The organism is Thalassobacillus devorans (assembly GCF_011761345.1).
Lineage (GTDB): Bacteria > Bacillota > Bacilli > Bacillales > Halobacillaceae > Thalassobacillus > Thalassobacillus devorans.
Map to the genome: position 1 here is coordinate 17,961 of NZ_JAASRY010000001.1, position 25,487 is coordinate 43,447.

Below are 25,487 nucleotides of genomic sequence, written 5' to 3' on the forward strand. Positions count from 1 at the left end.
TCATACAAAAACGCTTGAACCTCTACAGGGATCAAGCGTTTTTTAAATTTATCGAGTTTTAAGAAACTTAGTACCGATTAATTTCCGGAGAGCTACGTGGCTGATGCCAATAGCAATTGTCAATAACAAGGCAAGTAAGAGCGATGTCATCCACAGACTTTGAAGAGAGTCAATATTCCATAACAGCAGGACGATAAATCCAAACGTCCCCATTTCAATTAATAATGCTATCAGGCTGATAAAGCGTGACTTGAATACTTCCTGTTCATCTGTCCAATTTAGCTTAGGGTCGTTCAAATCGAGTGACGTACCTACCAGACTGGTGAACCAGCTTGCTAGAAACGTCAAGATAATCCAGGCAATAAACAATGCAGGAGGCATCTGAATGACAGCAAGGCCTACTGCCGCTAATAAAATGATTGAAAGCAAATTTATCAGCCAGGCTGTCATCACTTTGCTGAAAATCACAGTTTTTGCCGGGACAGGCAAATACAAATTAGCGGGCCAGCTTCGACCATCTCTTGATATGGAGGAGTAGGAGGCTGGATTGACCCCCAAAATGAACAACGTCAAGATAAATAATAACAACAGGGGAGCTTTACCATCGAACTGTTCTAGCATAGAGCCAAGTGCTCCAATTGATCCCGAGGAACTTTCAAAAACCAGGATAACGACCAAAAAGACTGGCCCAAACAAGCTTTGCACCACAATCTGCATAAAGAATGTCGGTGTTCTGAAAATGATACGTAACTCTTTCAAAAGTAATGCCAAAAACACGGGCTGAGTTTTAATTTTTTTAGATACCTTACCAGAATTAAATTTTTTCGTACTTCCTGCTGTAAGGCCAAGCACTCCTTTGAAATAAAGCTTTTGACCGGCGGTCAGGAATAAGAAGATAGTTCCTACAGATAAAGCGAGCAACAGCAACAGAAAAAATAATCCATTCAGAGCTTTTGCATTTTGTAATGCCATGGTGCTGAAATAAGCGGTAGGGATCATGCCAGTTATTATATTTAATAATCCATTTTGCTGTTGAATGAGCTGTGCGGCTCCTTCAGCGGTCTGTTCGGGATTTTGATTAAGACGGATGATAACGTTGAAGCCGATTATAAAAACAAAAGTAAGCAGACCGGCGAACACTTTTGTGCGATCTTTATTTTTTGCGATATTGGCAAAGCGCATGAAAAACATCAATAGGATGGCCATCATCGTAAAAGGGATGACTGGAAAAATAAGGAACAGCAACAGTGCATATATGTAGTAGATGAATCCTGCACCACTATGAATGCCGTACAACGTCAAGATAGGGACCATCAGAACACCGCTTGTTACATAAAGGTTGATGAATGGTGCCGCGGCTTTCCCGGCTAGCAGCTGGTAGGGATGGAAAGGGTAGGGAATAAAACCCTCAATGTCTTCAGCAAAATAAAAGGAGCTTAAAACCGAGCTCAAGCTGACAAACAACAGAACAATAGTCATACCTACGAACAATAGACCAAGCAGTGCGTTTTCATTTCCTGACGGTGCCAGCTGGTCGTATAGTGTTTCTACGATGGAATTCAGCACACTGATGATAATACCTGAAAAAGGAATCAAAAATATCGCTAATAAAACATATCCGATTTTTTCTCCGCTGCTTTTGCCTGCCAAAGAATACTGCATTTTTAACATCGTTCGGATTAAACGGAACGTTTTATTCATTACTGGTCAGCTCCAGAAAAACTTTTTCCAATGTTTCATCTGCTTCAAATTGTTCTTTCATTTCCTTCATGTTACCTCTGAATTGGAGTTTACCTTTATTAATGATGGCTACTTCATCGCATAATTGTTCCACTACTTCGAGGACATGGGTGGAAAAAAAGACAGTATTACCTTTCGCGGCATGTTCTCTCATCATTTCTTTTAACGTATAGGACGATTTTGGATCCAGACCGGACAACGGTTCATCGAGTATCCACACGTCAGGATCGTGTAATAATACGCCACTGACGACTATTTTTTGCCTCATCCCGTGAGAATAGGTTTGGATATGGTTGTCAAGCGCTTCATATATTCCGAAACTTTTCGTCAAATTCTCGATTTTTTCCTTGCGGATATCTTTGGGAATATCAAATATGTCTCCGATGAAGTTCAAATATTCGATCCCTTTTAAGCGGAGGAAAATGTCCGGGCTATCTGGTACGTACCCAAAAAGCTTCTTCGCTTCAATCGACTGGCTGGCAATATCATAACCGTTCACGGTAATTGTCCCTTCGTCGATTGGGAGTATACCGGTAATCATTTTAATTGTCGTTGATTTTCCTGCCCCATTTGGACCAAGGAACCCGAAAATCTTTCCGTCGGGGACGACTAAGTCCAGGTTTTTGACTGCTGTTTTCCCAGCATATTCTTTCGTTACATTTTTAATGGTAATCAATTGAATCCCACCTTCTTTGTGTTCCTGTATATATACGATTTCCCTGGAAATAAGTTTCATTGTGAAGGTTATTAATGGTTAGGAAGTAGCAATTAAGTCAAAAATAGAACCATCATATATTCATCGAAATAGATATTGCCATCTTTAATGGCGTTTTTTTCAGTTCCAAACACAGTAAAGCCGAGGGATTGATATAAACGGACAGCTGGTTCATTAGTAGACACAACGCCTAAAAGTAACTGTTCTATATCTATTTGTCTTGCATCTTCGATAGCTTGCTGCAACAGCCACTTCCCTATATTCTTTCCGCGTGAGCGAGGAGAGACATACATGGCTAGGATATCAGCTTTATGAGAGAATTTTTTGTGGGATTGACGAAGCATGGTAACTGTACCGACCAGACCGGAATCTATAAAAGCTCCGTATGTAAAATTATTATCACTAGTCATTCGGTCGGCTGCCTCCGAGACGGGGTTTTCCCTGGCTACAGCATCTTCATAGGTAGTGATAAACGCATCGGGAGAAGTTTTCAGGGCTTCTAAGCGTAGGGTCCAGTACGCGGAAGCATCTTCTGATTTTAAACGACGTATTTCCATTGTTATCCACCTCTTTTAATTTTATTGAATACAGTAGCCTATCTTTTTGTTATTGTAAATAGAGGAAATGAAAAAAATTGAGTAAGATAGTGCGTTCCCAGGTATGTCAGCTGGCCGTATTATGGCGTTTCTCACTCAATCTGATACAATAGCGTATGGTTAGCCTATCACATTATATTTCGTTATTATCTATAATAGTTGAAGGATATTGATATATAGGAAAGAGGGGAACAGAATATGATAAAAAGAAAAAGCAAACGGGAAATCGAATTAATGCATGAAGCTGGTAAGCTGCTGGCACAGGTGCATAAGGAATTGCGGAATTTTATCAAGCCTGGCATCACGACGATGGATATAGAAAATTTCGTCGAGAAGTATTTAGAGAAGCACGGAGCTACAGCTGAACAGAAAGGCTACCAGGGCTATGAATTTGCTACTTGTGCTTCGATCAATGATGAAATCTGCCACGGTTTCCCGAGAAAAGATGAATTGAGAGATGGAGACATTGTGACGGTCGATATGGTCATTCGTTTAAACGGCGGATTGGCGGATTCCGCCTGGACCCATCCAGTCGGTACCATCAGTGAAGAAGCCGGGAAATTGATGGACGTAACCAAAACATCTTTATATAAAGGGATTGAGCAGGCTCGTGTCGGCAACCGTATTGGTGATATCGGTCATGCGATCCAAAGTTATGTGGAAGGCGAAGGATATTCGGTGGTCCGCGATTTCACCGGTCATGGTATCGGGGAAACGATTCATGAGGACCCGTATATCCCTCACTTTGGAGAAGCTGGAAAAGGCGCTCGCTTGAAAGAGGGTATGGTAATAACCATTGAACCGATGGTGAATATCGGAGGCTGGGAAAGCAAGATGGACACCAACAATTGGACGGCACGGACGGTTGATGGTTCTTTGTCTGCCCAGTATGAACATACAGTTGCCATCACCGCCGATGGCCCCGTAATTTTGACTGAACAGGAAGATTAAATAAAAAAGCTGTTTCCAAAAGGCTGGTCGAAGCCAGTGGAAACAGCTTTTTTTAGCGGTTCTCAACCGTTTGTTTTTCAGCTGCGGCCTTGGTGTGCTCCTGCAAAAAGTCCAGACGTTTTCGCCAGACAGCATTTGCGTGTTCTCCAATCCAAATTAGGTGGCTGTCTGCCGGGACTTCATAAACTTCACTATGAGGGATAAGTGATTGCAGTAGAATAGCATTCGAATAATGAACACTGCCATCTTTCTTGGCGTACATTCCTAATACAGGGACAGTTAGTTTAGATAAATCAATCGGCTGGTGATCCAAATCAGTGGAAAACCCCTTTCCGGAATGGGAAGTGGCTAACATCTCATAGACGAACTTACGATCTTGATTGGATAACTGTTTTAATAATTTTTCAGGATCTTCCGTCGTCAGTTCTTTGAGCATCATTTTCATTACGAAGTCCGGGTGCACTTTCAACAATCCTCTGAGTCCTTTCCAGACGAGTGTCCCCGCCGTGCCAAATAACAGCTTTCCTTTGCGTTTAAACCTTACCTCCCAAGGGGTTACAAGGGCAGCTTCTAATATAAGCGAAGTAACACGCTCAGGGTAATAAAAAGCAAGGGCAAGTCCTGATGGACCGGCAGCGGATACAGCGATAACCTGGACAGAGGGGATTGCCAGGTGATCTAGGATTTCTATCAGTGTATCTGCAAAATCTTCCGGCGTCTTTCCGGTTTTAATATCGGTTTTATCATAACCTGGACGGGAAACGGTCAGCAGTTTATAACCTTCGTGGATCAGGCTTTGGTGGGAAAGGTCCGTATCACGGCTGCAATGGCCGCCTTTCAGTAACAAAATCACTGGTCCTTGTCCTTCATACCTGAATTCAACCAGTCCTTTTGAAGTTTCCAATAATACCGGCTTCATTCTTTCACCCTTTCCTTTCGTTTATTGATACTTTAAATATAAGCTATAATGGAAGAAAATGAAATACCTGACAATTCAGAAATGGGAGGAGATTTTTTGCGTATTGTATCGATTTGTCCCAGTAATACAGAATTACTTGAATATCTAGGGAAAACAGAGTGGCTGGTCGGAGTAGATGACTATTCGGATTGGCCGGAAAGCGTTAATCAGCATCCGCGCGTCGGTCCTGACTTATCAATTGATATCGATAAAGTCGCAGCGTTGAAACCTGACCTTGTACTGGCATCATTGAGTGTGCCAGGGATGGAAAGAAACATCGAAGGCTTAAAAGAGAAGGGGCTGCCGTTCATTATTCTCAATCCTAATACATTAGAAGAGATCGCAGAGGATCTTGTCACTGTTGGGAAGGCGATTGGAATAGAAGCTGAGGCAAGATATAGGAAAGAAGAGTTTTTACAAACGATTACTATCTACCGTAACAAGGCAGAGGAGTTAAAAGATCGTCATTCTTTGTATTGGGAGTGGTGGCCGAAACCAATTTTCACTCCTGGCAAAGCGAACTGGCTGACAGAGATCAGTGAACTTGCCGGAGGGTATAATATTTTCCGTACAGAAACGGAAGCGAATGTTAAAACAGATTGGGATGATGTATTAGAACGTAACCCGGATCATATTTGTATGGTTTGGGTGGGTGTGAAAGAAGAAAAAATGAACCCGGCGCTTGTGAAAAAACGACCGGGTTGGATGGAGATGGCTGCAATAAAGGAAGGTAGAATTCATGTCCTTGAAGAATCTCTTTACTGCAGGCCCTCTCCACGGCTATTGGAAGGCTTAAAAAAGCTTGCCGAACTGCTTCACCCTGAAACAAAATGGAACTAATGGATGTTCCGCTTGTGTTTAGGAATCGCAAGCTCGCGAAAATTATCTGCTAGTTCATTCAGTTGCTTGGTAAGGATTTCGCCTTCCATTGGAAGACCATGTCCGGTAATGGCGACAGAAGGATCGAGTTCCGCCAGACGTTTGACGGATGCTTCTGCTTCCCTCCAGTTATGCGTATAATACGCGGGTGGTCCGTGGACATGCTGGGCCTGGGTGAAAACAGATAAACTGGATTCCGTTTTTTCGGTGGTGAATGCATCACCTGCGATCAAGGCTCGGTCCTTTTCCCGGAATAATGAAATGTGCCCTGGTGTATGCCCAGGGGTATGGATATAACGCCAATCCGGTAAAAATGGTAATGTCCCGTCTTCTGGCAATTTTTCCGCAAACTTGGCAAGGTTTTTTCCACGTGATGGGAAGAACGGAGAGAGTAAAGCGATCGTCCCGCCTCCTACAGTTGAATCCCCGACCGGATAATCCCGTCTTCCAATGACATAATCCCATTCCATTGGATGGACAAACAAAGGGACATTCCAATGTTTGCATAGGTATTTGGCCGATCCGACATGATCAAAGTGACCATGGGTCAGAATGATTGCTTTAGGAGGACGGTTTCCGAACCGCTTTTCACACGCTGCCTGTATCCGCTCACCGTAGCGGGCAATACCGGTATCAATCAACACCCAATCGTTTGATCCTTCAGCACCAATCATACAAACATTGGCAACCAGCGTCTGGTAAATCGCCAGATCCTCTTTGATGATATCGGGTTCCGCATGGTCCATTTTCCAGCCTTCTTGTAAATGTTCCTCATGCTTATCCATGTCTCATACTCCTTGTTTTCTTTTAGTCTTCATAGAAAACAAAGATGTTATACATAAGAAAAGCGCAAGCGCCCTGAAAGACACGGCACGCATAAGCAAAACGACTGGAGGAAGGAGTCCTTCCCTTCCGCAAGACGGGTTGCTTATGTCGCGAGTGTCTGGGCGCTGAAGCTAGCCAACTAAGATTTTATACTTTCTTATCTTTTAAAATAAACGCTATGCTTGTTTTGTAATTGTTTTGCCGGTCAGTCCATAGATGATTGTCAGTATTGGACTTAACAGACAGAAAAACGCAAATGGAAGATAATCAATGACAGCTACTCCCAGGACATCAGCAAGGAATACACCACAGACGCTCCAAGGGACAAGCGGATTGATTACTGTTCCAGCATCCTCCAGTGTACGTGACAGATTTTTTCTGGCAAGCTTTGCGCGATCATAGACGTCCTGATAGGCTTCACCCGTCAACAAAATGGACAAGTACTGTTCACCAATAAACACATTGATGCCGATTGCAGTAAAAGCAGTCGATAAAGTAATTGTCCGTACGGATTGAAGCAGGCGCTGAACATGGAATAAAACAGCTGGAATGACGCCGGTCACAAAGAGTAATCCTCCAAGTGCCAGAGCAATAATGACAAGTGATATCGTAAATAGCATGCTCTCGATTCCACCACGGGAAAGCATTTCGTTTACCATTTCATTATTTGTACTGGCACTGTATCCGGCGAACCACGTGCTCCATAATTCTCCCCATGGCAACACGCCGCGAACTCCCGCGATGAGTGTCGCTGTTATACTGCTTACAGCTAAGGCAACGAATGCCGGTTGTTTGGTAACAGTCATGGCAAGTAAAACAAGTACCGGTATCCATGAACTCCAATGGATCAGGCCAGAATCATTCAATGCCTGGTGGATCGTATTTAAATTTTCTGATTCTACCTGTTTTTGAGGAGACAAGGCAGCAAATAAAATAAAGCTAATAATGAAGGCCGGGACTGTCGTCCAGGTCATATTTTTGATATGTTCAAATAAATCTACTTTGACCACTGTAGAAGCAAGGTTGGTCGTATCGGATAGAGGAGACATTTTATCTCCGAAAAATGCTCCAGAAACGATCGCTCCGGCAGTCATGGCAAGAGAAGCATCCATAGACTGGGCTACACCAAGGAAAGCGACGCCTAAAGTTGCACTTGTTGTGAATGAACTGCCGAGAGCAACGCCGGTGATGGCTGTAATCGTAAATACGATTGCTAAAAACCAGGAGCCGCCTGCAAGAGCAAACGATACATCCATAAGCGCTGGGATTGTCCCGCTTGCCATCCAGCTGCTGATCAGAATACCAATCAGGAAAAAAATCAGCACAGCTCCCATCCCGGATTGAGCCCCCTGCACCATACCTTCCTGGAGGTGCTTAAAGGAAAACTTTCTTACAAAACCATACGTAATCATAATAAGCACCGCCAGTAAAATCGGTACATGGGGCACACTTTGCAGTTCGATAATGAAATAACTGATCAGGATAACAATGACGGCCAGCATGCTGACAGATTCCATTAACCGAGGTAAGTTCTTAGGCTGTAAATGTAACATGACAATTCCTCCCACTAATAAATATGTTTATAAAGCGAATGTACCAGGAGGGTATTTGGCACGCAGACATAAAAAAAGCTCCATCCCTCTGTAGGGACGAAGCTTACTCCGCGGTACCACCCTGATTGATGACAAATGATCATCCACTATCGAAAAAGAAAAACACGCTTAATGAATGCTGTATTTCGTAATAGAAAGAAACCTGGATTTTCAGCGGACACCCAGTCTCTTACTGCTGTTCCTAACCATACTACTGTGGCATTCCTGTGCAAATCTTTTATACTTAAACGCTTTTATGCTGTAAAGTAAATATAAAGGAAAGCAATGATTGTTGTCAATGCAAATTCTGATGTCAAATTTTTCTTATTGAGCGTAATTACTATAAATTCTTTCAAGTTCCGTTATAATTGTGTATAATAGTGGAAATTTTCTATCGACAATAAGAAAACCAATTTATACACAAAGAAGGCATATATCATAAATGTTTACTTTAAAAAGTTTAACTTTTGCTTTCACTAAAATCAAAGGCGATATGCCAAGTTTTTTCAAATGATTGCGGGGGAATGTCGTGGAACCTAATGCTGTTGCTGTAACCAATCAATCTGCACGCTTGATGATGATCAAACGGGGAATTGCTGCAGGATTTCCTATCATGCTCGGCTATTTGCCGATTGCGATTACATATGGAGTGCTGGCAAGACAATCAGGGCTTACTAATCTGGAACTGACATTGATGAGTATTCTGGTTTTTGCTGGTGCAGCCCAATTCATGGGGGCGAATATGATTGCGCATGGAACTGGCATGGCCGAAATTGTTATCGCTACTTTTGTATTGAATTTCCGTCATTTTGTTATGAGTTTGTCCTTTATGAACCGCCTTCGTGACATTAGCTTGAAGTGGAAGGTGCCCTTGTCACTTGGCCTTACCGATGAGACGTTCACCGTTTCTTCCTTGCATAATAAAGAAGCGAAGGAACCTTATGGTACCTGGTTCTACGGAGCTTTAATCTTGACTGCTTATATATCCTGGGTAGGCGGATCATTCTTAGGCGGGGTACTGGGAGATGTTATACCAGACAGACTCAGTCAAAGTATGGGAATTGCCTTATATGCTATGTTTGTCGGTTTGTTGATCCCTTCCGTTAAAAAAGAGACGAGGGTAGCACTCATAGCCATACTCGCCATGCTTATCAATTTTCTATTTTCCTTATTTATGAGTGATGGCTGGGCGATTGTGCTTGGTACCATCATCGGTGGAAGCTGTGGGATTTTCCTGCTGAAAGGGGAGGAAAAACAATGATCTGGGTGATCATAGGTATGGCAGTTGTAACCGCAGTGCCTCGTCTTTTGCCGGCCTTCATTGTAGATAAACTGAATTTCCCTGCCTGGGTAGACAGGTGGTTGAATGCTATTCCATATGCAGCCCTTGGTGCCCTCATTTTTCCAGGTATAATGACGGTAAAGCCCGATGCTCCTCATGTGGGACTGATCGGTGGAGCAGTAGCCATTGCGTTGTCCTGGTTTGGATTGAACATTATCCTTGTGGTAGTTGGAGCGATTGCTACTGTCTTTTTAGTAACGCTCTAGTCACACGCCTTGTTGAGATGCATATAGTGTAGAGATTATTCCTATAAAGGAGTTTGATCGTATATGGATCGACAACAAGGAGGATTTTTTTCTAATCTGCCAGGATTTGGCGGTCAAGGTCAGGGACCTGGTGGATTTCCTGGTTTAGGCCCAGGAGGAGGCGGATTTCCCGGTCAGGGCCCTGGCGGTTTTCCAGGGGGGCCAGGTGGCTTTCCCGGTCAAGGACCAGGCGGATTTCCGGGGCCGGGAGGCGGAGGACCAGGTCAGACAGTGCAATTGCCACCACCGCCATCCGATGTCCCTCAATTTGGTCCGCAGACATTTCAGGGAGGACCTGGAGTTTATGCAGTGGACCCAGGAGCGTTTTATGGGTGCCTGTTCCGACTGACACGAGTGAGATTACGTAACGGGCAACGGTTCTGGTTCTTTCCGGTTTTCATTGGACGGCAGTCTGTTGCAGGATATCGTTGGCGTCCGCGCCGGAGGCAATGGGTTTATTTTGGTATCGACACTGACCGTATTGTCAGCTTTCAGTGTTAACATGAATAATCGCTGGCAGCGTTTTTCAAATGCTGCCGGCATTTCTATTTCCATATAAGGAGGACATTCCATGTTTCATGTAAGAAAGGCTGTATTTGAAGATGCAGAAAAAATAGCTCATGTACACGTGAGCAGCTGGAAATCTACATATAAAGATTTGATAGATGAAAAAGATGTAAGTAATATTACCGTTGAAAACCGAATTGCCTTGTGGGAAGCTGTGTTGAAGGTGCCGGTGAACGGCCAGGTCGCCCTTGTCGTTGAGAACGACCAGGGAGAAGTGGTTGGGTTTGTTTCCGGCGGGAAAGAACGGACCAAGCATTACGGTTATGATGGGGAAATCTATGCAATATATTTGCTCGATTCCTATCAAAGAAAGGGACTTGGCGGAATGCTATTAGAAGCATTTGGGAAAGAGATGAAAGGAGCTGGTTATCTCTCCCTGCTCGTTTGGGTGCTCACGAATAACCCATCCAGCAACTTTTACCGCAAGTACGGAGCGAAGCAGGTTGAAGCCGAAATGGTGACAATTGGAGAAGGTACTTATGAGGAGACCGCTTTTGGCTGGAAGAATATCGATGAGCTTGTAGACCGTTTTACCAGCGAAAGAAACCACCAAATCTGACACCCCCCGTTTGTCTTTAAAGGGCAAGTAACATATAGTGCTGTCTAGAAAAAGCCATGTCCCTGGGGAAATGACCTTCCTGGCACATGGCTTTAATTTTCTTCATATGGTTCGATATGGATCTGAGCATATCGGATATTCAACTCGTTCTCCAGCATATCCTCGATTTCATCCGTGATATTATGGCCTTGCTGAACACTGATGTGTGGATCGACAAGAATGGTCACATCAATCAGGATGATGTTGCCCTGCAGCCGTCCTTTAACATCTTTTACTTCCCAGACACCTTGATTTCTGGAAATATGATACCGGATATCCTGCAGCAGGTCTTCATCAAATCCATCGGTCAATGTATGTGTAGAATCGTAAAAGATATCCCATGCTGTTTTACAAATGATGACACCGACAATGAATCCGGCTAGTGGATCGAGCCAAAACAGGCCGAATTGTGCTCCAATGATACCTGTGAATGCTCCAAGACTGACAAGGGCATCGGAGCGGTTATCCTGAGCTGCGGCATAAAGGGAAGAACTGTCGATCTTCTTTGATAAAGATAGATTGAAGCGATAGACGCCGATCATGACAATAGCCCCGCCTAAAGCTGTCCAGGCGGTCAGCATGCTTGGCTGAGTATATTCATTTAACCACATCGCCTGGAAGGTACCGAAAAGTACTTCGAGCCCCACGGTCATCATAATAAAAGCCGCGATCAGTGAGGCGATTGTTTCTGCGCGGAAGTGGCCGTAATGATGGTCTTCATCCGGGGGTTTTCGTGAGATTCTCAACCCAATCAGGACGGCAAGTGACGCGATGATATCGGTCGTATTATTTAATCCATCGGCACGCAGAGCTGAAGAGCCCCCGATATAAGCGATGGTCAATTTTACTGCTGCCAGAACAAGGTAGGCAATGATACTAAGCCATGCCCCTTTTTCTCCTCGTTTCAGGTTTTCATATTCATTCATCGTAATGCCTCCGCAATTTAGGCTGTCGAGCATAAATAGCTTACCAAAGCCTTCGTGGATAAGTCTAGAGAAACAATAATAGCCTCTGTCACAGTATTTGCAGCATTGCAATATTCTTTGTATGAACCAAACAAATCATCCATTAATTTAAAAGATGATTACTTTTTTGTTACAAGGGTATATACAAATCAACAGAGCAATAATTATAATATTTAAAATTTTCTGGAAAGAGGTGGGTGTGTGATTATTAAAGAAACCATTATTATAGAAGGCGCAGTGGATGGAATGAAATTTTCTAAACCAGTCCTATTATCTTATAACCCCGATTTAGAAACACCGGAACAAGCATTGATTGATTTTTATGGCAGCCAGGCAAGAAGTTTTGAAGAATTATCCATTCAACGAGGCTGGACGGATGCTTATTGGACATATCCGGCCTATTACGAGTTGGCGATTTAAGGGAGTCCTCCTGTTAATAGAGCTGTTCCACAAGTCTAGTAGAGACTTATTGGGGCAGTCTTTTTTTGTTTGCAGCCAAGGTATATCTTTAATTGAAGATTCTTTAGTTTGAAAGGTGTAACATACGGGAATGTAGTTAAAATGTGGAAAGGGTAGTTTATACTGCCTGTGAAATAAAGAATGAAAGTGAGGAGAGATCAGTTATGGCAAATGTAAAGGTAGCAGTAATCTATTATAGTTCAACCGGAACCAATTATAAGATGGCCAAGTGGGCCGAAGATGCGGTGAAGCAGGCAGGGGCAGAAGTCAAATTAGTAAAGGCACCTGAGCTTGCACCAATGGAGGCGATCGAGCAAAACCCCGCTTGGAAAGAACATTACGAAGCGACCAAAGATGTTCAAGAAGCAAAAGTGGATGATCTGGAATGGGCGGACGCCTATATTTTCAGTGTACCGACCCGTTTCGGTAACGTTCCGGCACAGTTCAAGCAGTTGATGGATCAGGCTGGCGGTCTTTGGTTCCAAGGAAAATTGGTGAATAAAGTAGCCAGTGCAATGTCTTCAGCGCAAAACCCCCATGGCGGCCAGGAAGCTACTATTTTGAATCTATATACGAGTCTCTTCCACTGGGGAGTGTTGATTGCGGCACCTGGATACACAAACGATGCAGCATTCTCATCAGGTGGGAATCCATATGGAACAAGTGTAACCGTAGATGCTGAAGGCAATATGCAGGAAGACGTAGAAGAAGCCGTCCGTAACCAGGCGCTGCGTACGCTTCAAGTAGCTGAAATGGTAGTAAAAGGTCAGCAATAAGGATAAAAAATAGTTAGTAAATTTCCTGCTCAGAGTAAAAAAAACGCTCTTTTTAAATGAATAAACAGAGGTACGAGTGAAAATTGAGCTAAGAGACTCAAATAACTTGTCCCATCTGGCTGCATCCGGGTGGGACTTTTTGATTTATCTACTTCCAATATTTACATAATAATAATCGTTAAGTTGAGGTTTAAATAGATCATTAGCGGGGAATTGTATAGTAAATATTCAGAAAATTGTTGCAAAACGCGGCGATTTCCTGCATAATAGAAAAAAGTCATTAGGGGGTAAGCCACATGAAAAAGCAAAAAATCAATTACGTGTTGCGAAGAAGCCCTGTTTATGGAAATAAGACAATCACAGCTAAACGAGAATTATCCTTTGGTTTACAGCTAGCCTCCAGATTGATTCTTGATGAATTAAGTTACGAGTTCAATAAACATAGATTGGATGAAAAGATCAATGAGGCAATCGCGAATGAAGACCGAGATAGTTTCGATCGTTTAAGCAAGCAGTACCAGCCTTATACTTGGGAATAATGATGAGATATCAGACCGGTTCACCATAAAGGTGAGCCGGTCTTTTTGAATTAAAGGCTGTAAAAATATTCTTTTTCCATGTTATAGTTGTCTAGTAGATTTTTATACTATATTGACGACCAGCTAAGTTTTTGAAGAAAGGATATTGACCATGAAACGATTTTACAGTCTGATGTTTGTATCTTTATTGCTGCTAGCGGCCGGATGCAGCGGGCTCAGTAATGAAACCGGCAATGAGTCGACGCCTGCAGATAACGATTCCCAACAAGAATCACCCGAGAAACATGAGCAAGAAGGCGAATCCAATGAAGCTGGTGAAAAAGGTAAGAAAAAACAGAACGAGAGTAAAGGCTCGAACAATAAAAAGGATGACAATGATAATAAAGAGAAGGATACTGCAGATAAACCTGCTTCAGGAAAGGGAGATGAAGTAGTGACTGTAGATGAGCCACATGCTCTTACAGTAGTGGTCAATAAAAGCAGGAAGCTTCCGGAAGATTTTGAACCGAATGATCTTGTTGTGCCGGATGTCCCTTTCCCATTTGATGAATTTCATGAGAAAAAACAAATGCGCCTGGAAGCTGCCGAGGCATTGGAAGAATTATTCAAGGGAGCGAAGCAGGACGGAGTGGAACTCGTTGCAGCATCTGGATATCGCTCTTATGAACGTCAGAAACTGATCTATGAAGATAATGTGAAAAAAAACGGGGAAGAACATGCTAACCAGTTTTCTGCCAAGCCAGGTACAAGTGAACACCAGACCGGCCTTGCGATGGATGTAACATCAGCTGCAGCAGCCTTTAAGCTGGATCAAGACTTCATCGAAACGAAAGAAGGTCAGTGGCTGGCAGATCATGGCCATGAATATGGTTTCATCATCCGTTACCCAGAAGGAAAGTCAGATATCACTGGCTATGCCTATGAACCATGGCATTTGCGTTATGTAGGCAAAGAGCCAGCCGCAGAAATCCATCAACAGGAAGAGACATTAGAAGAATTTTTCGGCCTGTATCCATAAATAAAAACCACCACCTGAGGCTAAGGCATTGCTGTTAGCTGATGTGGTGGTTTTTATTAGCATTGTCTCTAATAATAGGGCGGTTGTCTCAATTATTTTTAAAAGCTTCTCTCTTTTTCCAATTATTGTCTCTCTTATTTCCTGAATGATCTCTCATACCGTCTTCAATTTCTCTCATCCGTTAGTATTTGTCTCCTATCCATTTAGATTGTCTCTCAAAAACCCACCATTAATATTCAATAGCAAATACCAATCCGTTGACGGACAAACTGGTTGTCGTGAAGTACCCGAAAGGCGAATCGGGCTGTATCGCCTACGGTTATTTTTGTACCATCTTCTGGCAGCAGGTCCGCTTCGTAGCGAACCTCACCCGTTGGCTCACCATCAGGCAGGTAAGTGGGACAGACATACGTCCATTCCAGACCGCTTGCTTTCCATATTTGATAGGCCTTCAAATGTTCCTCAGCAGCCGTGGTGGTTTTTCGTTTGCTTTCTGGTGTTTCAAACCGGTATTTCCCTGGTTGGTGGCGGCTGTCTAAAATGCCTGCGGTGCCTATGATCACTGCTTTCATGACTCCGTGTTTTTTCATTGCTGCAACAATGTGAGGAGCAGAGGTAGAAAGTGTATTTGTTTTATCAGTGCCAAGGCCGACAAAGACGGCGTCACAGCCTGCAATTGTTTTTTCTACTAAATGCTTATCGAAAATGTCTCCTTTGATTACTTCAGGTTCAGGTGTTTTTTGAGTGGTTTTTTCGGGAGTTCTTACGAGAGCCTTAACTTGCCAGCCTGCTTCTAAGGCAATTGTCGTCACATAAGATCCGACTCTCCCGGTAGCTCCGAATACAGCAATTTTCATTCGCTTCCTCCTAAGAAAATATTCAGAAAAAATTTTGCATCACAGCAGTACAATTTTGCTATGCTTAGTATAACAAGTCGTATTCAGATGGGGGAAGCATATGAAAAAGAAGCCGGTCTTTAGCTGGGTGTTTTATGATTTCGGTAACTCTGCTTTTGCCACAACCATGATGGCGGCCGTACTGCCTGTCTTTTATTATGATGTAGCAGCGGCAGGGCTGAAAGAGTCGCTTGCCGCCAGCTATTGGGGATATACCCAATCCATTGCCGTATTGATCGTTGCTGTACTTGCGCCTGTCCTTGGGGCTATCAGCGACTACTCTGCCGCTAAAAAGAAGTTCCTCATGTTCTTTGCATTTATGGGGATGGTTGCCAGTATGCTGATGGCTTTTGTAGGGGAAGGGGATTATCTGCTGGCTTCTGTGCTGATGGTATTCGGCACGATTGGCTATTCAGGAGGCAATGTCTTCTATGATGCTTTCCTGCCGGAAGTGGCCGAGGAGGATACGATGGATAAAGTATCAGCCTGGGGTTTCGCTTTCGGTTATATTGGCGGAGGTGTGCTTCTCGCTATCAACCTGTTAATGATTATGCAGCCTGGGCTATTCGGCATCGCAGATACATTGATGGCAACCAGACTCGCTTTTGTATCTGTTGGTATCTGGTGGCTGTTTTTTTCCATCCCCTTATTTAAAAATATTTTTGAAGAAAAGAAGGTCAAACCGAAGCGGACGAAATCTTTCGCGAAGATAGGCTTCCAGCGGGTCGGTACCACTTTCAAGGAAATCAGGCAATATAAGCAGCTGTTACTGTTCTTAGTGGCATTCTGGCTGTTCAATGATGGTATTTCTACTATCATCAAAATGGCGACGGTGTACGGCAGGGACATCGGTATAGGTAGTAACGACCTGATTCTTGCTCTGTTAATCACCCAGTTTGTCGGTATTCCTTTCACTTTCTTTTTTGGATGGATTGCAGGGAAAATAACTGCAAAAAATGCGCTGTCGCTCAGTTTAGTCGTATATATTATTATCGTCATCATTGGCTTTTTTATGACATCAGCACTTCACTTTTACCTTTTGGCCACCTGTGTCGGTATGGTGCAAGGCGGAGCTCAATCATTAAGCCGGTCCATCTTTGGCCGTATGGTACCTGGTGATCGTCATGCCGAGTTCTTCGGCTTCTATGGGATTTCTTCCAAATTTGCTGCTATATTTGGACCGTTCCTGTTCGCTTTAGTTGGTCAATTGACTGGTTCAAGCCGCCTGGGCATCCTGGCGCTTGTCGTCTTTTTTGTAGCAGGATTGATATTATTGCAGAAAGTTGATATCGAGCAAGGGGCAAAAGATGCAAAAGATCAGACAAAGTTACAGGATAAAGTGGAAATTCATACTTAAAAAAAGCAAGTGGACGTTTGGAACTGTCCACTTGCTTTTTTTATACAATCGGTTCACTATACTGGTTTGTCAGTTTTCTATGCAGTGGTTCTCCAGTGTCATAAGATATATCTGCAAGCTTCTCTTTCAATAGCTCAAGGATTTCTGCCGCCCCGGTTCTCCAATACTCTGACAAAAGGGAGAGAATATCTTTCCCTTCTTCAAACGCATTAGTGTAAAGGGTGTCAAAAGAATCCTGTCTTGTTTCTCCAGTAGCCGGATGCCGCCATATTTGTTCCTTCGTATTGAGATAATCTTCCGTTTCCTCAACCGGCTGGTGAGAGAAGGAGGAAACGAGCGAACCGAGCAGCTTGTTTTTCCAGCCTGCCGGGTCATATAAGACGCGCATGGCAGTCTTCATATCATGATAAGATGCCTGGATATAATCATTAGGAAGTTCAACTGTCAAATCGGGGAAATATTGCTCGATGGTGTTGTCTAGCAGATGGATCAATCCTTTATCCAGCTGTTTGCCCACATTGATTTCTTTATGGACCGGATTGCACCATGTCTTCAAATTTCTCTCACGATCCAGGAGAAGGGTATCGATGATCACTTCCAGCTTCTGGTGCTTGTTCCCCTCATACCCGGCACGATAATGTATGTAAGGATGGGTATTTCGGTCTAAGATATGGTGGGTGACATATCCGAAAATATAAGCCTGTACAGGGGCGGCAGCATTTTTCCCTTGATCAATAAGCTCCAGGAGAAAATCCCCGCAGTTTTCCGTATGGAGTCGCATACCGACTTCCTCGACTCCTTCACTTTTCAGAAATGGCCAGAACCGATGATAGAAAAAAGGATCGGGTCCCTGGGATCCTAAATTGATAAATGGGGAAAGAACCTTGAAACGTTCCGTATTCTCAAGTGTATCCAACAAGGATTGTGCGAAGTGAATATGTGTCCATATATTTGGCATGGTCGACCCTCCAAACGATAATATGCTTTAAGTATACAGGAGAAAAACCGGTATTGTCGCCAAGTCTTTATGAAGTCAGCCTTTTTACATTAATAAAAAAGAAGCCCTCCCACAGGGCTTCTTTCACCACTAATCCATTATTTAACCCATTGAAAAATCGAGCAAGAAAATCAGCTACTAAACGTGTTTCGGTAACCATCCCTCCTTCACGTTGTATGTAGTGCCTTCCTGCCTCCTTTCCGAGTTGATACTTATACTATACATTTGTTTCTGAATAATGTAAATAGTCGGAAAGTTGCTTATTCTCATAAAACCTTTTGTACTATATGATGCCGTAAGAAGATTTTTGTTATAATTGGACGTGTACTTTAATAAAGTTAAACTTTTTAAAGGATGAAAGGAAAAGAAATACTATGGCTATCCCCATCCAGTACTTGGTGGCAAGCAAAGTGTTTCTAAAGATTATTTTCAAAAGGCGAGGGAGGATATTACATGGACTATCGTATTGAGAAAGACACATTAGGTGAAATGAAAGTACCAAAAGACAAATACTGGGCTGCCCAAACCCAGCGCAGTAAAGAAAACTTCCCAATCGGAAAAGAAAAAATGCCCGTGGAAGTGGTTCATGGGTTTGCTGTTTTGAAAAAGAGCGCTGCACGCGCGAATAGTGAATTAGGCCTATTGGAGCAGGAAAAAGCGGAAGCTATCGCTCATGCTGCCGATCGTATCACTGGAGGAGAATTGGTTGATCATTTTCCGTTAGTCGTTTGGCAGACCGGAAGTGGGACACAATCCAATATGAATGTCAACGAAGTCATTGCCTATGTGGGGAATGAATGGTTGAAAGAGCAGGGTTCGGAAACAAGATTGCATCCAAACGATGATGTTAACAAATCCCAGAGCTCTAATGATACTTATCCAACGGCCATGCATATTGCCGCTGTCTTGAAAGTAGAAGAATACGTATTGCCTTCTTTGAAACAATTGAAGAACACGTTAAAAGAAAAAATGGAAGCGTTTCAGGATATTGTTAAGATCGGTCGTACCCATTTACAGGATGCGACACCGTTGACGCTTGGCCAGGAAATCAGCGGCTGGCACCGTATGCTCGAGAAGACGGAAAGCATGCTGGAAGACAGCCTGCAGTATGTGAAAGAACTCGCTATTGGTGGTACAGCAGTCGGGACAGGTCTAAATGCTCATCCTGATTTTGCCGAAACTGTAGTGAAGAAAATCAACGAGGAAACAGGGAAGACATTCATTTCCGCTCCTAACAAGTTCCATGCGTTGACTTCTCACGATGAACTCGTCCATGCCCATGGTGCTTTGAAAGCATTGGCTGCGGATGTTATGAAAATCGCCAACGATGTCAGATGGTTGGCAAGTGGACCACGCTGTGGCATTGGTGAAATCACCATTCCTGCCAATGAACCAGGAAGCTCGATTATGCCAGGTAAAGTCAATCCGACACAGAGTGAAGCAGTTACTATGGTGGCAGCTCAAGTGATGGGAAATGATGCAACGATCGGCTTTGCGGCGAGTCAAGGAAACTTCGAATTGAACGTATTCAAACCGGTAATCGCTTATAACTTCCTTCAATCTGCACAGCTGCTCGCTGACAGTATGGTGTCATTCGATGAACGTTGCGTCAGCGGATTGGAGCCTGATCACGGTAAGATCGAACAATATTTAAAAGATTCCTTGATGCTGGTAACCGCATTGAACCCGCACATTGGTTATGAAAATGCTGCTAAGATCGCGAAGACTGCTTTTGAAAAAGACCAGACATTAAAGGAAACAGCAGTAGAATTAGGAATTCTATCTGAAGAAGAATTTGAAAAATATGTAGATCCAAAGGCCATGACAAAACCGACTGCCAAGTAACTGGTTTTTGTACAAATTTACCAAAAAATTTTTGTGATACTTCCTGAATTGTGGGTCAAACTACAATTACACAGGAGGTGAGACAAAATGGCTCAAAATAACTCTAACAACTTAGTAGTACCTGGTGTACAACAAGCTCTTGATCAAATGAAAATGGAAATTGCCCAAGAATTCGGAGTACAACTTGGACCAGACACTACTTCTCGCGCTAACGGTTCTGTTGGTGGAGAAATCACTAAGCGTCTAGTTCAAATGGCTGAATCTCAATTCGGCGGTCAACAACAACGATAAACGAATGGTAAACAGGAGAAGCGGCCTACGCTTCTCCTTCCTTTTATTTAAAAGCTCCCTTTAATGGAAGACTCAGTTTCAAGATAGTTGGGTCCGTTACCGTAAGGGAAAAGGGATGGGCTGGGAAACGACTCGCTTTCCTGCGGGGGACCTGGCAAGCTTCCTCGGGCTAAAGCCCTGTGGGATCTCGCCTAGCCCCTTCTCCCGCGGGAGTCTCCCCGTTTCCCTGCCCATCCAACCATTGTTAAAGTAAACGGACCCTTCATAAAAGAAAGAGTGTACAGCTCAAACCTTCATCTAAATGCATTTACAAAGGATGTATAGGCAAAAACATCTTCATTCTATAATCGTGGAGGAGGTTCCACAAGTGTGATTTCGAGAACTTCTTATGGCAAGGGGAGTGGGGGAACGACGAGACTCCTCGAAAATGCTACGCATTTCCTTCGTGCGTGGGTTAATTCAGGACGATAATTCATAGTCCTGTGGGATACGCGTGTTAGATGAGAGCCCGCAGAGCGTCAGCTCGAGGAGGCTCATCACTCGCCCACGGAAAGCGAGTTGTTCCCCAACGACCCTTCCCCTCACACAATATCTCGAAATCAAGTCTTCGACTTTTAGGCCCTTTTATGGAATAAGTATCTTATTAATAATAAAGAAACAGAGTTTTTTAGAATGTTGTTAAATGGGAATGGAAGCGGGAAGAATTAAAGATTTTTATGATGAGAGGGATGGGTATGGTCATTTGTCCGATTTGTAATGGGATAGAAGAGATCGAGGACCGCTGTCCAGATTGTTCGAACCAAATGGTCGACCAAGGAAAAATTGTGGATTACTTAGACGATTACAGTCCGTATTTAGAAGTAATGATGACGAAGATGGTAGACGGAGATCCAGATTCAGCTACCGTACAGCAGTGCATTCATGTCATTCAATGTGTGGAATGCGGGAAAATAATGACGAAAGAAATACAAGAAGCTTCCTATTAAAAAGGATTGTCACCTTTTAACAGATGACAATCCTTTTTATAATTTTATTATTTGATGCGTTCTTCTGTTTCTGCATCGAAGAAGTGGGCTTTATTCATATCCATCGCAAGTACAATGTCTTCGCCGCCTTTGATATCGGTACGGGAGTCGACACGAGCGATAAAATCCTGGTTGTTCACTTTCGAGTAAAGGTAGGATTCAGAACCCATCAGTTCTGCTACTTCGATATGGGCAGTGATTTTGCTTTCCGGATTAGCGTCAATGAACAATGGCTCATCGTGAATATCTTCTGGACGTACGCCTAAGATTACTTCTTTATTCAAGTAATTTTGTGCACGTAACGGTTTCATCTTTCCTTCTGGAACTTTGATATTAACATCACCGACTTCAATGTAGCCTTCTTTTAGTGTGCCAGTCAGGAAGTTCATTGCTGGCGATCCAATGAAGCCGCCAACAAAAACATTGTTCGGTTTGTCATACACTTCTTTCGGGGCACCAACTTGCTGGATATAGCCATCCTTCATGACAACCAGACGTGTTGCCATTGTCATCGCTTCTGTCTGGTCATGTGTCACGTAAATGGTAGTTGTCTGCAGACGTTGGTGAAGCTTTTGGATTTCCGCACGCATCTGTACACGTAGCTTGGCATCGAGGTTGGATAATGGTTCATCCATCAAGAATACTTTCGCGTCACGAACAATAGCACGTCCCAAAGCGACACGCTGACGCTGACCACCCGAAAGCGCTTTAGGTTTACGGTCAAGCAATGCTTCGAGGCCAAGAATTTTGGCTGCTTCCTGGACACGGCGGTCGATTTCTTTTTTGTCCATTTTACGTAACTTCAGTCCGAATGCCATGTTATCGTACACGTTCATATGAGGATACAAGGCATAGTTCTGGAAAACCATCGCAATATCCCTGTCTTTTGGCGCGACATCGTTCATACGCTTTTCATCAATGTAGAAATCACCACCCGTAATTTCTTCAAGACCTGCGATCATACGAAGGGTTGTTGATTTCCCGCAGCCGGATGGTCCTACGAAAACAACGAATTCTTTATCCTTGATGTGCAAGTTGAAATCTTCAACCGCTTTGACGTTTTTGTCATAAACTTTATCAATATGTTCCAAATTAAGTACTGCCATATTAAATTCCTCCCCGAGTTAATGTAAGCGTTTTACAAGCTATGTATATAGTCTATCTAAGTCGACAAAAACCGTAAATGGACAACATGCACAAAGATACACACACGCTTTGTGCACGTTGTACAGCAGAGGTGATTCGGTTGCTATTCTTTATCGGCAGCTTTCAGCTGTAGTAATGCCATGTAGGTCGGCAGGGCATCGTGAAATTGCCGGACATCGATTCCCGTCTTTTCAATAAACTTATCAATTCGGTATTGAAGGCTGTTTCGATGCATGTACAACTTTTTGGCAGTCATGGTAGCATTTGAATTACACTCCAGGAAGACTCTGACGGTTTCCAGCAGTTCAGGTTCGTCAACGACTGCCTGCAGTGTTCCGGTTATGATTCTTTCTCCTTTTTTCCCAGGCATATGATTTAAATATAGGTAAGGTAAGACATCCAAAAAACTAGTGACGTCTTTATTCAGGTGTCGGTTAGCGGTTTGGAAGCAGTGTTTGCTCCAAGTGAAATGGGCAGGAGCGTCATCTATCTGGTAAATGTATTCACTGACATAAAAGGAAAGCCTCATATAAAAGTCACTCATCAATACGTCAATAATCGGTTCATAAGAGAGGTCTTCTTCCTGGTTTGCAACTACCATTTCTTCGATGATGAAACCAGACTGGGCATTTTCCCAAATAATCGGCATTTCGGAAGAAAACAACCCCTGGATAGCTTCACGGAAAGTTTCCTGGTCCGTGTCACGCTCTGACAACTGAAAGAAGACGAATCGGAAACTCTCAGGTGGGTTATTTTTTTGTAAGCTGTCTATCTGGTTGTGATAAATCGCATCGAGCCATAGCTGCTCCCGCTCTGTGATATAGGGAGTATCATAACGGTATGGTTTGAGGAATAGATCAAGCATGTGCATCTCCCTGTCAGTGAGATCACTTTTTTTAATTCCGACTATTTCATCGGTATTAGTCTGATACCACTTGTATTCTTTGACTTTCAGCGGCTGGTCGCTTGGAAGACAGACGAGAGAAGGGTATATCGCTTGCAGCTGATTCACAGTTATCATTTGTATCTTCCTTTTTTATAGGTTATTCTTTATTATATCAATAGGAATACTTATACCAAGCAAAAGGGTTTATTTTTTCCGGAAAAATAATTATAATATACCTATGAGGGTACATTGATAATAGGGATGTATGTTTCACGATATAACCCTGAGGAAAGGGAGGTACAAGCATGGAAGAGATTAAAACGGGCCAATATAACCAGGAAACAAAAAACCGTTTAAAGCGTATAGAAGGTCAAATCCGCGGAGTGTTGAAGATGATGGAAGAAGAAAAAGAATGTAAAGACGTCATCACACAACTATCAGCCGCTCGTTCTGCGATGGACCGTGCAATTGGCTACATCGTTGCTAAAAACCTGGAATCTTGCATTCGCACCAGCAATGAGAATGGTGACTCAGCAGAGCAGCTAATCAACGACGCAGTACAAATGATTGTCAAAAGCCGATAATGACCAAAAGATTTTTATAAAAAAAGTACGCCCGCAGCAATTGCTGCGGGCGTACTTTTTAGTTTGACTGTCAGTCATCCTTTTGTTCAGGTATCTCATGGACTTGTCCTAACTGTTCTCTCCCGTAAACGGATCGTTCCATGCCGCCGGCCATCCCTTCATTGATCATCCGGTCGACATCGAGTTCTAATTTCCCTTTTCCTTCTGTTGCATGATGCCTTTCCTTCTTTTCCCTCATTGTTTCACCTCCAGGCTTGGTAGTTTTATTTTTTGCCAGGAGATTTTTTTCATGCAACAGGAATTGTCAGTCCTAGTTCATTAAATATTGACCATATCTGTAAAGGTAGGAAAAGTAATCTGGCATCTGCTCTCTTAAAACAGGATGATCGAACAGGTGGAATCCGGGCTTGGCATTCACTTCAAATATCCACAATCCTTCCTCCTGATCGATAGCCATATCAATCCCTAATTCACCTAACAGGTAGTCATGTTCCTTATCTAATTCTTCACTGATCAATAGCGACGTCTTTTCGAGTCGTTGTCTGATTTGACGACATTTTGATTCTGAAAAAATTTCCTCCAATACGTATATATTACCTCCATAAACATGGTGGGTGGTTGGGTTAAGACCATTTCCTGTTTTAACGGCAATAAGTGTCAATTTCCATTTGCCGGTTTCATCTTTATTCGTATGAACGCGGAAATCTAATGGTTTTCCTCCGGTCTCCAGTAAATTGATTTGCGGCTGGATTAAATACCCGGCACTCCCTTTTGGAAAGAAAGCCTGAAAAAAGGAATCCGTAGAAGGGAAGCGATGCGGATGGCGAGCGTCAGCTTCTAGTACATCAAGAGTACCATCATGATTTCGCTTCACTCGGCACAAGCCTTCACCTCGGCTGCCGTGGGTGGGTTTAATATAGACAGCATTCTGTTTTAGCATTTCGCTGACCATCTGTTTGGAAGGGTTGAAAATAGTTTTAGGCAGAAAATGGTCAAGCTGGCTGCTTTCCAGCAAATATTTAAGGATGGTCGCTTTATTAAAGAATCCGGGATTAAATATACGTGATTTCTCTTTCAGTGTTCTCAGGGCCTGGACAACATGCGGGTGGTGTTCCGTTTTTCTATTGGTGATGCGGTTATAGATTACTTCTGGAAGGGGAGATTCCACCTTACGCCATATATCGCGATCATAAATGTAGCCAGTCATATAAGCAGGGAGGGTGGCGAGGTGCTGGTGTCCAAAGAACAGAGCCTGATAGCCAAGTTCCCGGCCAGCATCACTGAAAGCTTCGAAATATTTGGTGCGGGGGCCAAGAAGTGGTCCTTCCTTTTCAAAACCCGCGGTAAAAACACCGAAAGGTACGGATAGGCGCGCTTCATCGCCTTTAATGTGACACATAGCCATCCGGTGATCCGGCAAGTTCAGCTGTTTTTTAGCCTTGGTCGATATCATGATGAAATTATCATGTTCCCGGTGTGTCAGACAGCGAATGGCACAGGAGTGTTTTCCGAAGGTAATGGACCGGATCGATTGGAATTCTTTTTCGTAAGCTTTTGGAACAATAATTCTGGCATGCGCACCGGTATAATATCGAATGGCAAAATACATAGTACAGCCCTCCCCATCTTTGTATTTATATATGCAAGTCTTATTCGTGGCATGACCTTTTCTCTATTCGGGAAAATGATATATAC

28 protein-coding genes are annotated in these 25,487 nt (G+C 43.2%); 15 read left to right on the plus strand and 13 right to left on the minus strand.

What is annotated here, in order from left to right:
* Positions 1 to 48: 48 nt before the first annotated feature.
* From FHS45_RS00090 to FHS45_RS00100, 3 genes are all read right to left on the minus strand, one after another.
* Positions 49 to 1,701 (minus strand): putative ABC transporter permease subunit, encoded by a 1,653-nt coding sequence (locus FHS45_RS00090; RefSeq protein ID WP_062444077.1) that lies wholly within the window; start codon positions 1,699 to 1,701, stop codon positions 49 to 51.
* Positions 1,694 to 2,416: an ABC transporter ATP-binding protein gene (locus FHS45_RS00095; RefSeq protein ID WP_062444081.1), complete on the minus strand. Its 723-nt coding sequence runs from the start codon at positions 2,414 to 2,416 to the stop codon at positions 1,694 to 1,696. Before FHS45_RS00095 ends, FHS45_RS00090 begins: the two co-directional genes overlap by 8 nt.
* A 92-nt stretch (positions 2,417 to 2,508) precedes the next feature.
* Positions 2,509 to 3,012 carry a GNAT family N-acetyltransferase gene (locus FHS45_RS00100; RefSeq protein ID WP_062444084.1) on the minus strand — a complete coding sequence of 168 codons (504 nt, stop codon included), beginning with the start codon at positions 3,010 to 3,012 and terminating at the stop codon, positions 2,509 to 2,511.
* 237 nt (positions 3,013 to 3,249) lie between these two features.
* Between FHS45_RS00100 and map the strand changes: the two genes are divergently transcribed.
* Positions 3,250 to 4,002: a type I methionyl aminopeptidase gene (gene map / locus FHS45_RS00105; protein WP_062444088.1), complete on the plus strand. Its 753-nt coding sequence runs from the start codon at positions 3,250 to 3,252 to the stop codon at positions 4,000 to 4,002.
* Positions 4,003 to 4,054: 52 nt separating this feature from the next.
* Here the strand turns inward: map and FHS45_RS00110 are convergent, their stop codons facing one another.
* Entirely contained in the window at positions 4,055 to 4,921 is an 867-nt protein-coding gene (locus tag FHS45_RS00110) for an alpha/beta fold hydrolase (protein WP_062444092.1), read from the minus strand.
* A gap of 96 nt (positions 4,922 to 5,017) precedes the next feature.
* Here FHS45_RS00110 and FHS45_RS00115 point away from each other — a divergent pair, with 96 nt between their 5' ends.
* The gene (locus tag FHS45_RS00115) at positions 5,018 to 5,800 is read left to right on the plus strand and encodes a cobalamin-binding protein (protein WP_062444095.1); all 783 of its coding nucleotides are present in this window, start codon (positions 5,018 to 5,020) and stop codon (positions 5,798 to 5,800) included.
* Here the strand turns inward: FHS45_RS00115 and FHS45_RS00120 are convergent.
* On the minus strand, positions 5,797 to 6,624 hold the full coding sequence (locus FHS45_RS00120) for an MBL fold metallo-hydrolase (protein ID WP_062444099.1): 828 nt from the start codon (positions 6,622 to 6,624) through the stop codon (positions 5,797 to 5,799). The two genes, FHS45_RS00115 and FHS45_RS00120, sit on opposite strands and share 4 nt — an antisense overlap.
* Before the next feature lie 216 nt (positions 6,625 to 6,840).
* Complete coding sequence (nhaC, locus tag FHS45_RS00125) at positions 6,841 to 8,217, minus strand: Na+/H+ antiporter NhaC (RefSeq protein ID WP_062444102.1); 1,377 nt, start codon at positions 8,215 to 8,217, stop codon at positions 6,841 to 6,843.
* 613 nt (positions 8,218 to 8,830) lie between these two features.
* Between nhaC and FHS45_RS00130 the strand changes: the two genes are divergently transcribed.
* The 4 genes from FHS45_RS00130 to FHS45_RS00145 all read left to right on the plus strand — a co-directional run bounded on the left by FHS45_RS00130 (position 8,831) and on the right by FHS45_RS00145 (position 10,969).
* The gene (locus FHS45_RS00130) at positions 8,831 to 9,517 is read left to right on the plus strand and encodes an AzlC family ABC transporter permease (protein ID WP_062447676.1); all 687 of its coding nucleotides are present in this window, start codon (positions 8,831 to 8,833) and stop codon (positions 9,515 to 9,517) included.
* Positions 9,514 to 9,804: an AzlD domain-containing protein gene (locus FHS45_RS00135; protein ID WP_062444105.1), complete on the plus strand. Its 291-nt coding sequence runs from the start codon at positions 9,514 to 9,516 to the stop codon at positions 9,802 to 9,804. The genes FHS45_RS00130 and FHS45_RS00135 overlap by 4 nt, the downstream gene beginning before the upstream one ends.
* A gap of 63 nt (positions 9,805 to 9,867) precedes the next feature.
* Entirely contained in the window at positions 9,868 to 10,344 is a 477-nt protein-coding gene (locus FHS45_RS00140; protein WP_062444107.1) for a hypothetical protein, read from the plus strand.
* Between the two features lie 70 nt (positions 10,345 to 10,414).
* Positions 10,415 to 10,969, plus strand: a complete 555-nt coding sequence (locus FHS45_RS00145; protein ID WP_062444109.1) for a GNAT family N-acetyltransferase — start codon at positions 10,415 to 10,417, stop codon at positions 10,967 to 10,969.
* Positions 10,970 to 11,061: 92 nt separating this feature from the next.
* Here the strand turns inward: FHS45_RS00145 and FHS45_RS00150 are convergent, their stop codons facing one another.
* Entirely contained in the window at positions 11,062 to 11,934 is an 873-nt protein-coding gene (locus FHS45_RS00150) for a cation diffusion facilitator family transporter (RefSeq protein WP_062444112.1), read from the minus strand.
* Between the two features lie 240 nt (positions 11,935 to 12,174).
* Between FHS45_RS00150 and FHS45_RS00155 the strand changes: the two genes are divergently transcribed.
* The 4 genes from FHS45_RS00155 to FHS45_RS00170 all read left to right on the plus strand — a co-directional run bounded on the left by FHS45_RS00155 (position 12,175) and on the right by FHS45_RS00170 (position 14,765).
* Positions 12,175 to 12,393: a hypothetical protein gene (locus tag FHS45_RS00155; protein WP_062444115.1), complete on the plus strand. Its 219-nt coding sequence runs from the start codon at positions 12,175 to 12,177 to the stop codon at positions 12,391 to 12,393.
* Positions 12,394 to 12,596: 203 nt separating this feature from the next.
* Positions 12,597 to 13,208: an NAD(P)H:quinone oxidoreductase gene (gene wrbA, locus FHS45_RS00160; protein WP_062444118.1), complete on the plus strand. Its 612-nt coding sequence runs from the start codon at positions 12,597 to 12,599 to the stop codon at positions 13,206 to 13,208.
* Positions 13,209 to 13,504: 296 nt separating this feature from the next.
* Positions 13,505 to 13,747, plus strand: coding sequence for an IDEAL domain-containing protein (locus tag FHS45_RS00165; RefSeq protein ID WP_062444120.1), 243 nt, complete (start codon positions 13,505 to 13,507; stop codon positions 13,745 to 13,747).
* 151 nt (positions 13,748 to 13,898) lie between these two features.
* Entirely contained in the window at positions 13,899 to 14,765 is an 867-nt protein-coding gene (locus FHS45_RS00170; RefSeq protein ID WP_062444121.1) for a M15 family metallopeptidase, read from the plus strand.
* Between the two features lie 236 nt (positions 14,766 to 15,001).
* On the opposite strand, the gene FHS45_RS00175 is transcribed toward FHS45_RS00170, so the two are convergent.
* Complete coding sequence (locus FHS45_RS00175) at positions 15,002 to 15,622, minus strand: NAD(P)-dependent oxidoreductase (RefSeq protein ID WP_062444122.1); 621 nt, start codon at positions 15,620 to 15,622, stop codon at positions 15,002 to 15,004.
* A 100-nt stretch (positions 15,623 to 15,722) separates the two neighbouring features.
* Here FHS45_RS00175 and FHS45_RS00180 point away from each other — a divergent pair, with 100 nt between their 5' ends.
* Entirely contained in the window at positions 15,723 to 17,018 is a 1,296-nt protein-coding gene (locus FHS45_RS00180) for an MFS transporter (protein ID WP_062444125.1), read from the plus strand.
* Positions 17,019 to 17,058: 40 nt separating this feature from the next.
* Here FHS45_RS00180 and FHS45_RS00185 read toward each other — a convergent pair whose 3' ends face one another.
* On the minus strand, positions 17,059 to 17,976 hold the full coding sequence (locus FHS45_RS00185; RefSeq protein WP_062444129.1) for a zinc dependent phospholipase C family protein: 918 nt from the start codon (positions 17,974 to 17,976) through the stop codon (positions 17,059 to 17,061).
* A gap of 492 nt (positions 17,977 to 18,468) precedes the next feature.
* Between FHS45_RS00185 and fumC the strand changes: the two genes are divergently transcribed.
* The 3 genes from fumC to FHS45_RS00200 all read left to right on the plus strand — a co-directional run bounded on the left by fumC (position 18,469) and on the right by FHS45_RS00200 (position 21,137).
* On the plus strand, positions 18,469 to 19,860 hold the full coding sequence (fumC, locus tag FHS45_RS00190; RefSeq protein WP_062444139.1) for a class II fumarate hydratase: 1,392 nt from the start codon (positions 18,469 to 18,471) through the stop codon (positions 19,858 to 19,860).
* A gap of 87 nt (positions 19,861 to 19,947) precedes the next feature.
* Positions 19,948 to 20,151: an alpha/beta-type small acid-soluble spore protein gene (locus FHS45_RS00195; protein ID WP_062444142.1), complete on the plus strand. Its 204-nt coding sequence runs from the start codon at positions 19,948 to 19,950 to the stop codon at positions 20,149 to 20,151.
* Positions 20,152 to 20,879: 728 nt separating this feature from the next.
* Complete coding sequence (locus FHS45_RS00200; RefSeq protein ID WP_166761334.1) at positions 20,880 to 21,137, plus strand: hypothetical protein; 258 nt, start codon at positions 20,880 to 20,882, stop codon at positions 21,135 to 21,137.
* A 47-nt stretch (positions 21,138 to 21,184) separates the two neighbouring features.
* Here FHS45_RS00200 and FHS45_RS00205 read toward each other — a convergent pair whose 3' ends face one another.
* The gene (locus tag FHS45_RS00205; RefSeq protein WP_062444146.1) at positions 21,185 to 22,282 is read right to left on the minus strand and encodes an ABC transporter ATP-binding protein; all 1,098 of its coding nucleotides are present in this window, start codon (positions 22,280 to 22,282) and stop codon (positions 21,185 to 21,187) included.
* Positions 22,283 to 22,425: 143 nt separating this feature from the next.
* Entirely contained in the window at positions 22,426 to 23,343 is a 918-nt protein-coding gene (locus tag FHS45_RS00210; RefSeq protein WP_062444148.1) for a PucR family transcriptional regulator, read from the minus strand.
* 170 nt (positions 23,344 to 23,513) lie between these two features.
* Between FHS45_RS00210 and FHS45_RS00215 the strand changes: the two genes are divergently transcribed.
* On the plus strand, positions 23,514 to 23,792 hold the full coding sequence (locus FHS45_RS00215) for a metal-sensitive transcriptional regulator (protein WP_062444151.1): 279 nt from the start codon (positions 23,514 to 23,516) through the stop codon (positions 23,790 to 23,792).
* A 70-nt stretch (positions 23,793 to 23,862) separates the two neighbouring features.
* Here the strand turns inward: FHS45_RS00215 and FHS45_RS00220 are convergent, their stop codons facing one another.
* Positions 23,863 to 24,030 carry a hypothetical protein gene (locus tag FHS45_RS00220; protein ID WP_166761335.1) on the minus strand — a complete coding sequence of 56 codons (168 nt, stop codon included), beginning with the start codon at positions 24,028 to 24,030 and terminating at the stop codon, positions 23,863 to 23,865.
* A gap of 72 nt (positions 24,031 to 24,102) precedes the next feature.
* Positions 24,103 to 25,401 carry a YheC/YheD family endospore coat-associated protein gene (locus FHS45_RS00225; protein WP_062444154.1) on the minus strand — a complete coding sequence of 433 codons (1,299 nt, stop codon included), beginning with the start codon at positions 25,399 to 25,401 and terminating at the stop codon, positions 24,103 to 24,105.
* Positions 25,402 to 25,487: the final 86 nt, after the last annotated feature.

Excerpts from the sequence above, each read along its gene's own strand:
- FHS45_RS00135 (WP_062444105.1), top strand. The coding sequence starts at position 9,514 with ATGATCTGGGTGATCATAGGTATGGCAGTTGTAACCGCAGTGCCTCGT.
- map (WP_062444088.1), top strand. The coding sequence starts at position 3,250 with ATGATAAAAAGAAAAAGCAAACGGGAAATCGAATTAATGCATGAAGCT.
- FHS45_RS00200 (WP_166761334.1), top strand. The coding sequence starts at position 20,880 with ATGGGTATGGTCATTTGTCCGATTTGTAATGGGATAGAAGAGATCGAG.
- FHS45_RS00130 (WP_062447676.1), top strand. The coding sequence starts at position 8,831 with ATGATGATCAAACGGGGAATTGCTGCAGGATTTCCTATCATGCTCGGC.
- FHS45_RS00100 (WP_062444084.1), bottom strand. The coding sequence starts at position 3,012 with ATGGAAATACGTCGTTTAAAATCAGAAGATGCTTCCGCGTACTGGACC.
- FHS45_RS00185 (WP_062444129.1), bottom strand. The coding sequence starts at position 17,976 with ATGCCAAATATATGGACACATATTCACTTCGCACAATCCTTGTTGGAT.
- FHS45_RS00110 (WP_062444092.1), bottom strand. The coding sequence starts at position 4,921 with ATGAAGCCGGTATTATTGGAAACTTCAAAAGGACTGGTTGAATTCAGG.
- FHS45_RS00210 (WP_062444148.1), bottom strand. The coding sequence starts at position 23,343 with ATGATAACTGTGAATCAGCTGCAAGCGATATACCCTTCTCTCGTCTGT.
- FHS45_RS00220 (WP_166761335.1), bottom strand. The coding sequence starts at position 24,030 with ATGAGGGAAAAGAAGGAAAGGCATCATGCAACAGAAGGAAAAGGGAAA.
- FHS45_RS00175 (WP_062444122.1), bottom strand. The coding sequence starts at position 15,622 with ATGAAAATTGCTGTATTCGGAGCTACCGGGAGAGTCGGATCTTATGTG.
- fumC (WP_062444139.1), top strand. The coding sequence starts at position 18,469 with ATGGACTATCGTATTGAGAAAGACACATTAGGTGAAATGAAAGTACCA.
- FHS45_RS00145 (WP_062444109.1), top strand. The coding sequence starts at position 10,415 with ATGTTTCATGTAAGAAAGGCTGTATTTGAAGATGCAGAAAAAATAGCT.
- FHS45_RS00165 (WP_062444120.1), top strand. The coding sequence starts at position 13,505 with ATGAAAAAGCAAAAAATCAATTACGTGTTGCGAAGAAGCCCTGTTTAT.
- FHS45_RS00195 (WP_062444142.1), top strand. The coding sequence starts at position 19,948 with ATGGCTCAAAATAACTCTAACAACTTAGTAGTACCTGGTGTACAACAA.
- FHS45_RS00170 (WP_062444121.1), top strand. The coding sequence starts at position 13,899 with ATGAAACGATTTTACAGTCTGATGTTTGTATCTTTATTGCTGCTAGCG.
- FHS45_RS00150 (WP_062444112.1), bottom strand. The coding sequence starts at position 11,934 with ATGAATGAATATGAAAACCTGAAACGAGGAGAAAAAGGGGCATGGCTT.
- FHS45_RS00180 (WP_062444125.1), top strand. The coding sequence starts at position 15,723 with ATGAAAAAGAAGCCGGTCTTTAGCTGGGTGTTTTATGATTTCGGTAAC.
- FHS45_RS00225 (WP_062444154.1), bottom strand. The coding sequence starts at position 25,401 with ATGTATTTTGCCATTCGATATTATACCGGTGCGCATGCCAGAATTATT.
- FHS45_RS00205 (WP_062444146.1), bottom strand. The coding sequence starts at position 22,282 with ATGGCAGTACTTAATTTGGAACATATTGATAAAGTTTATGACAAAAAC.
- FHS45_RS00140 (WP_062444107.1), top strand. The coding sequence starts at position 9,868 with ATGGATCGACAACAAGGAGGATTTTTTTCTAATCTGCCAGGATTTGGC.
- FHS45_RS00090 (WP_062444077.1), bottom strand. The coding sequence starts at position 1,701 with ATGAATAAAACGTTCCGTTTAATCCGAACGATGTTAAAAATGCAGTAT.
- FHS45_RS00215 (WP_062444151.1), top strand. The coding sequence starts at position 23,514 with ATGGAAGAGATTAAAACGGGCCAATATAACCAGGAAACAAAAAACCGT.
- FHS45_RS00120 (WP_062444099.1), bottom strand. The coding sequence starts at position 6,624 with ATGGATAAGCATGAGGAACATTTACAAGAAGGCTGGAAAATGGACCAT.
- wrbA (WP_062444118.1), top strand. The coding sequence starts at position 12,597 with ATGGCAAATGTAAAGGTAGCAGTAATCTATTATAGTTCAACCGGAACC.
- nhaC (WP_062444102.1), bottom strand. The coding sequence starts at position 8,217 with ATGTTACATTTACAGCCTAAGAACTTACCTCGGTTAATGGAATCTGTC.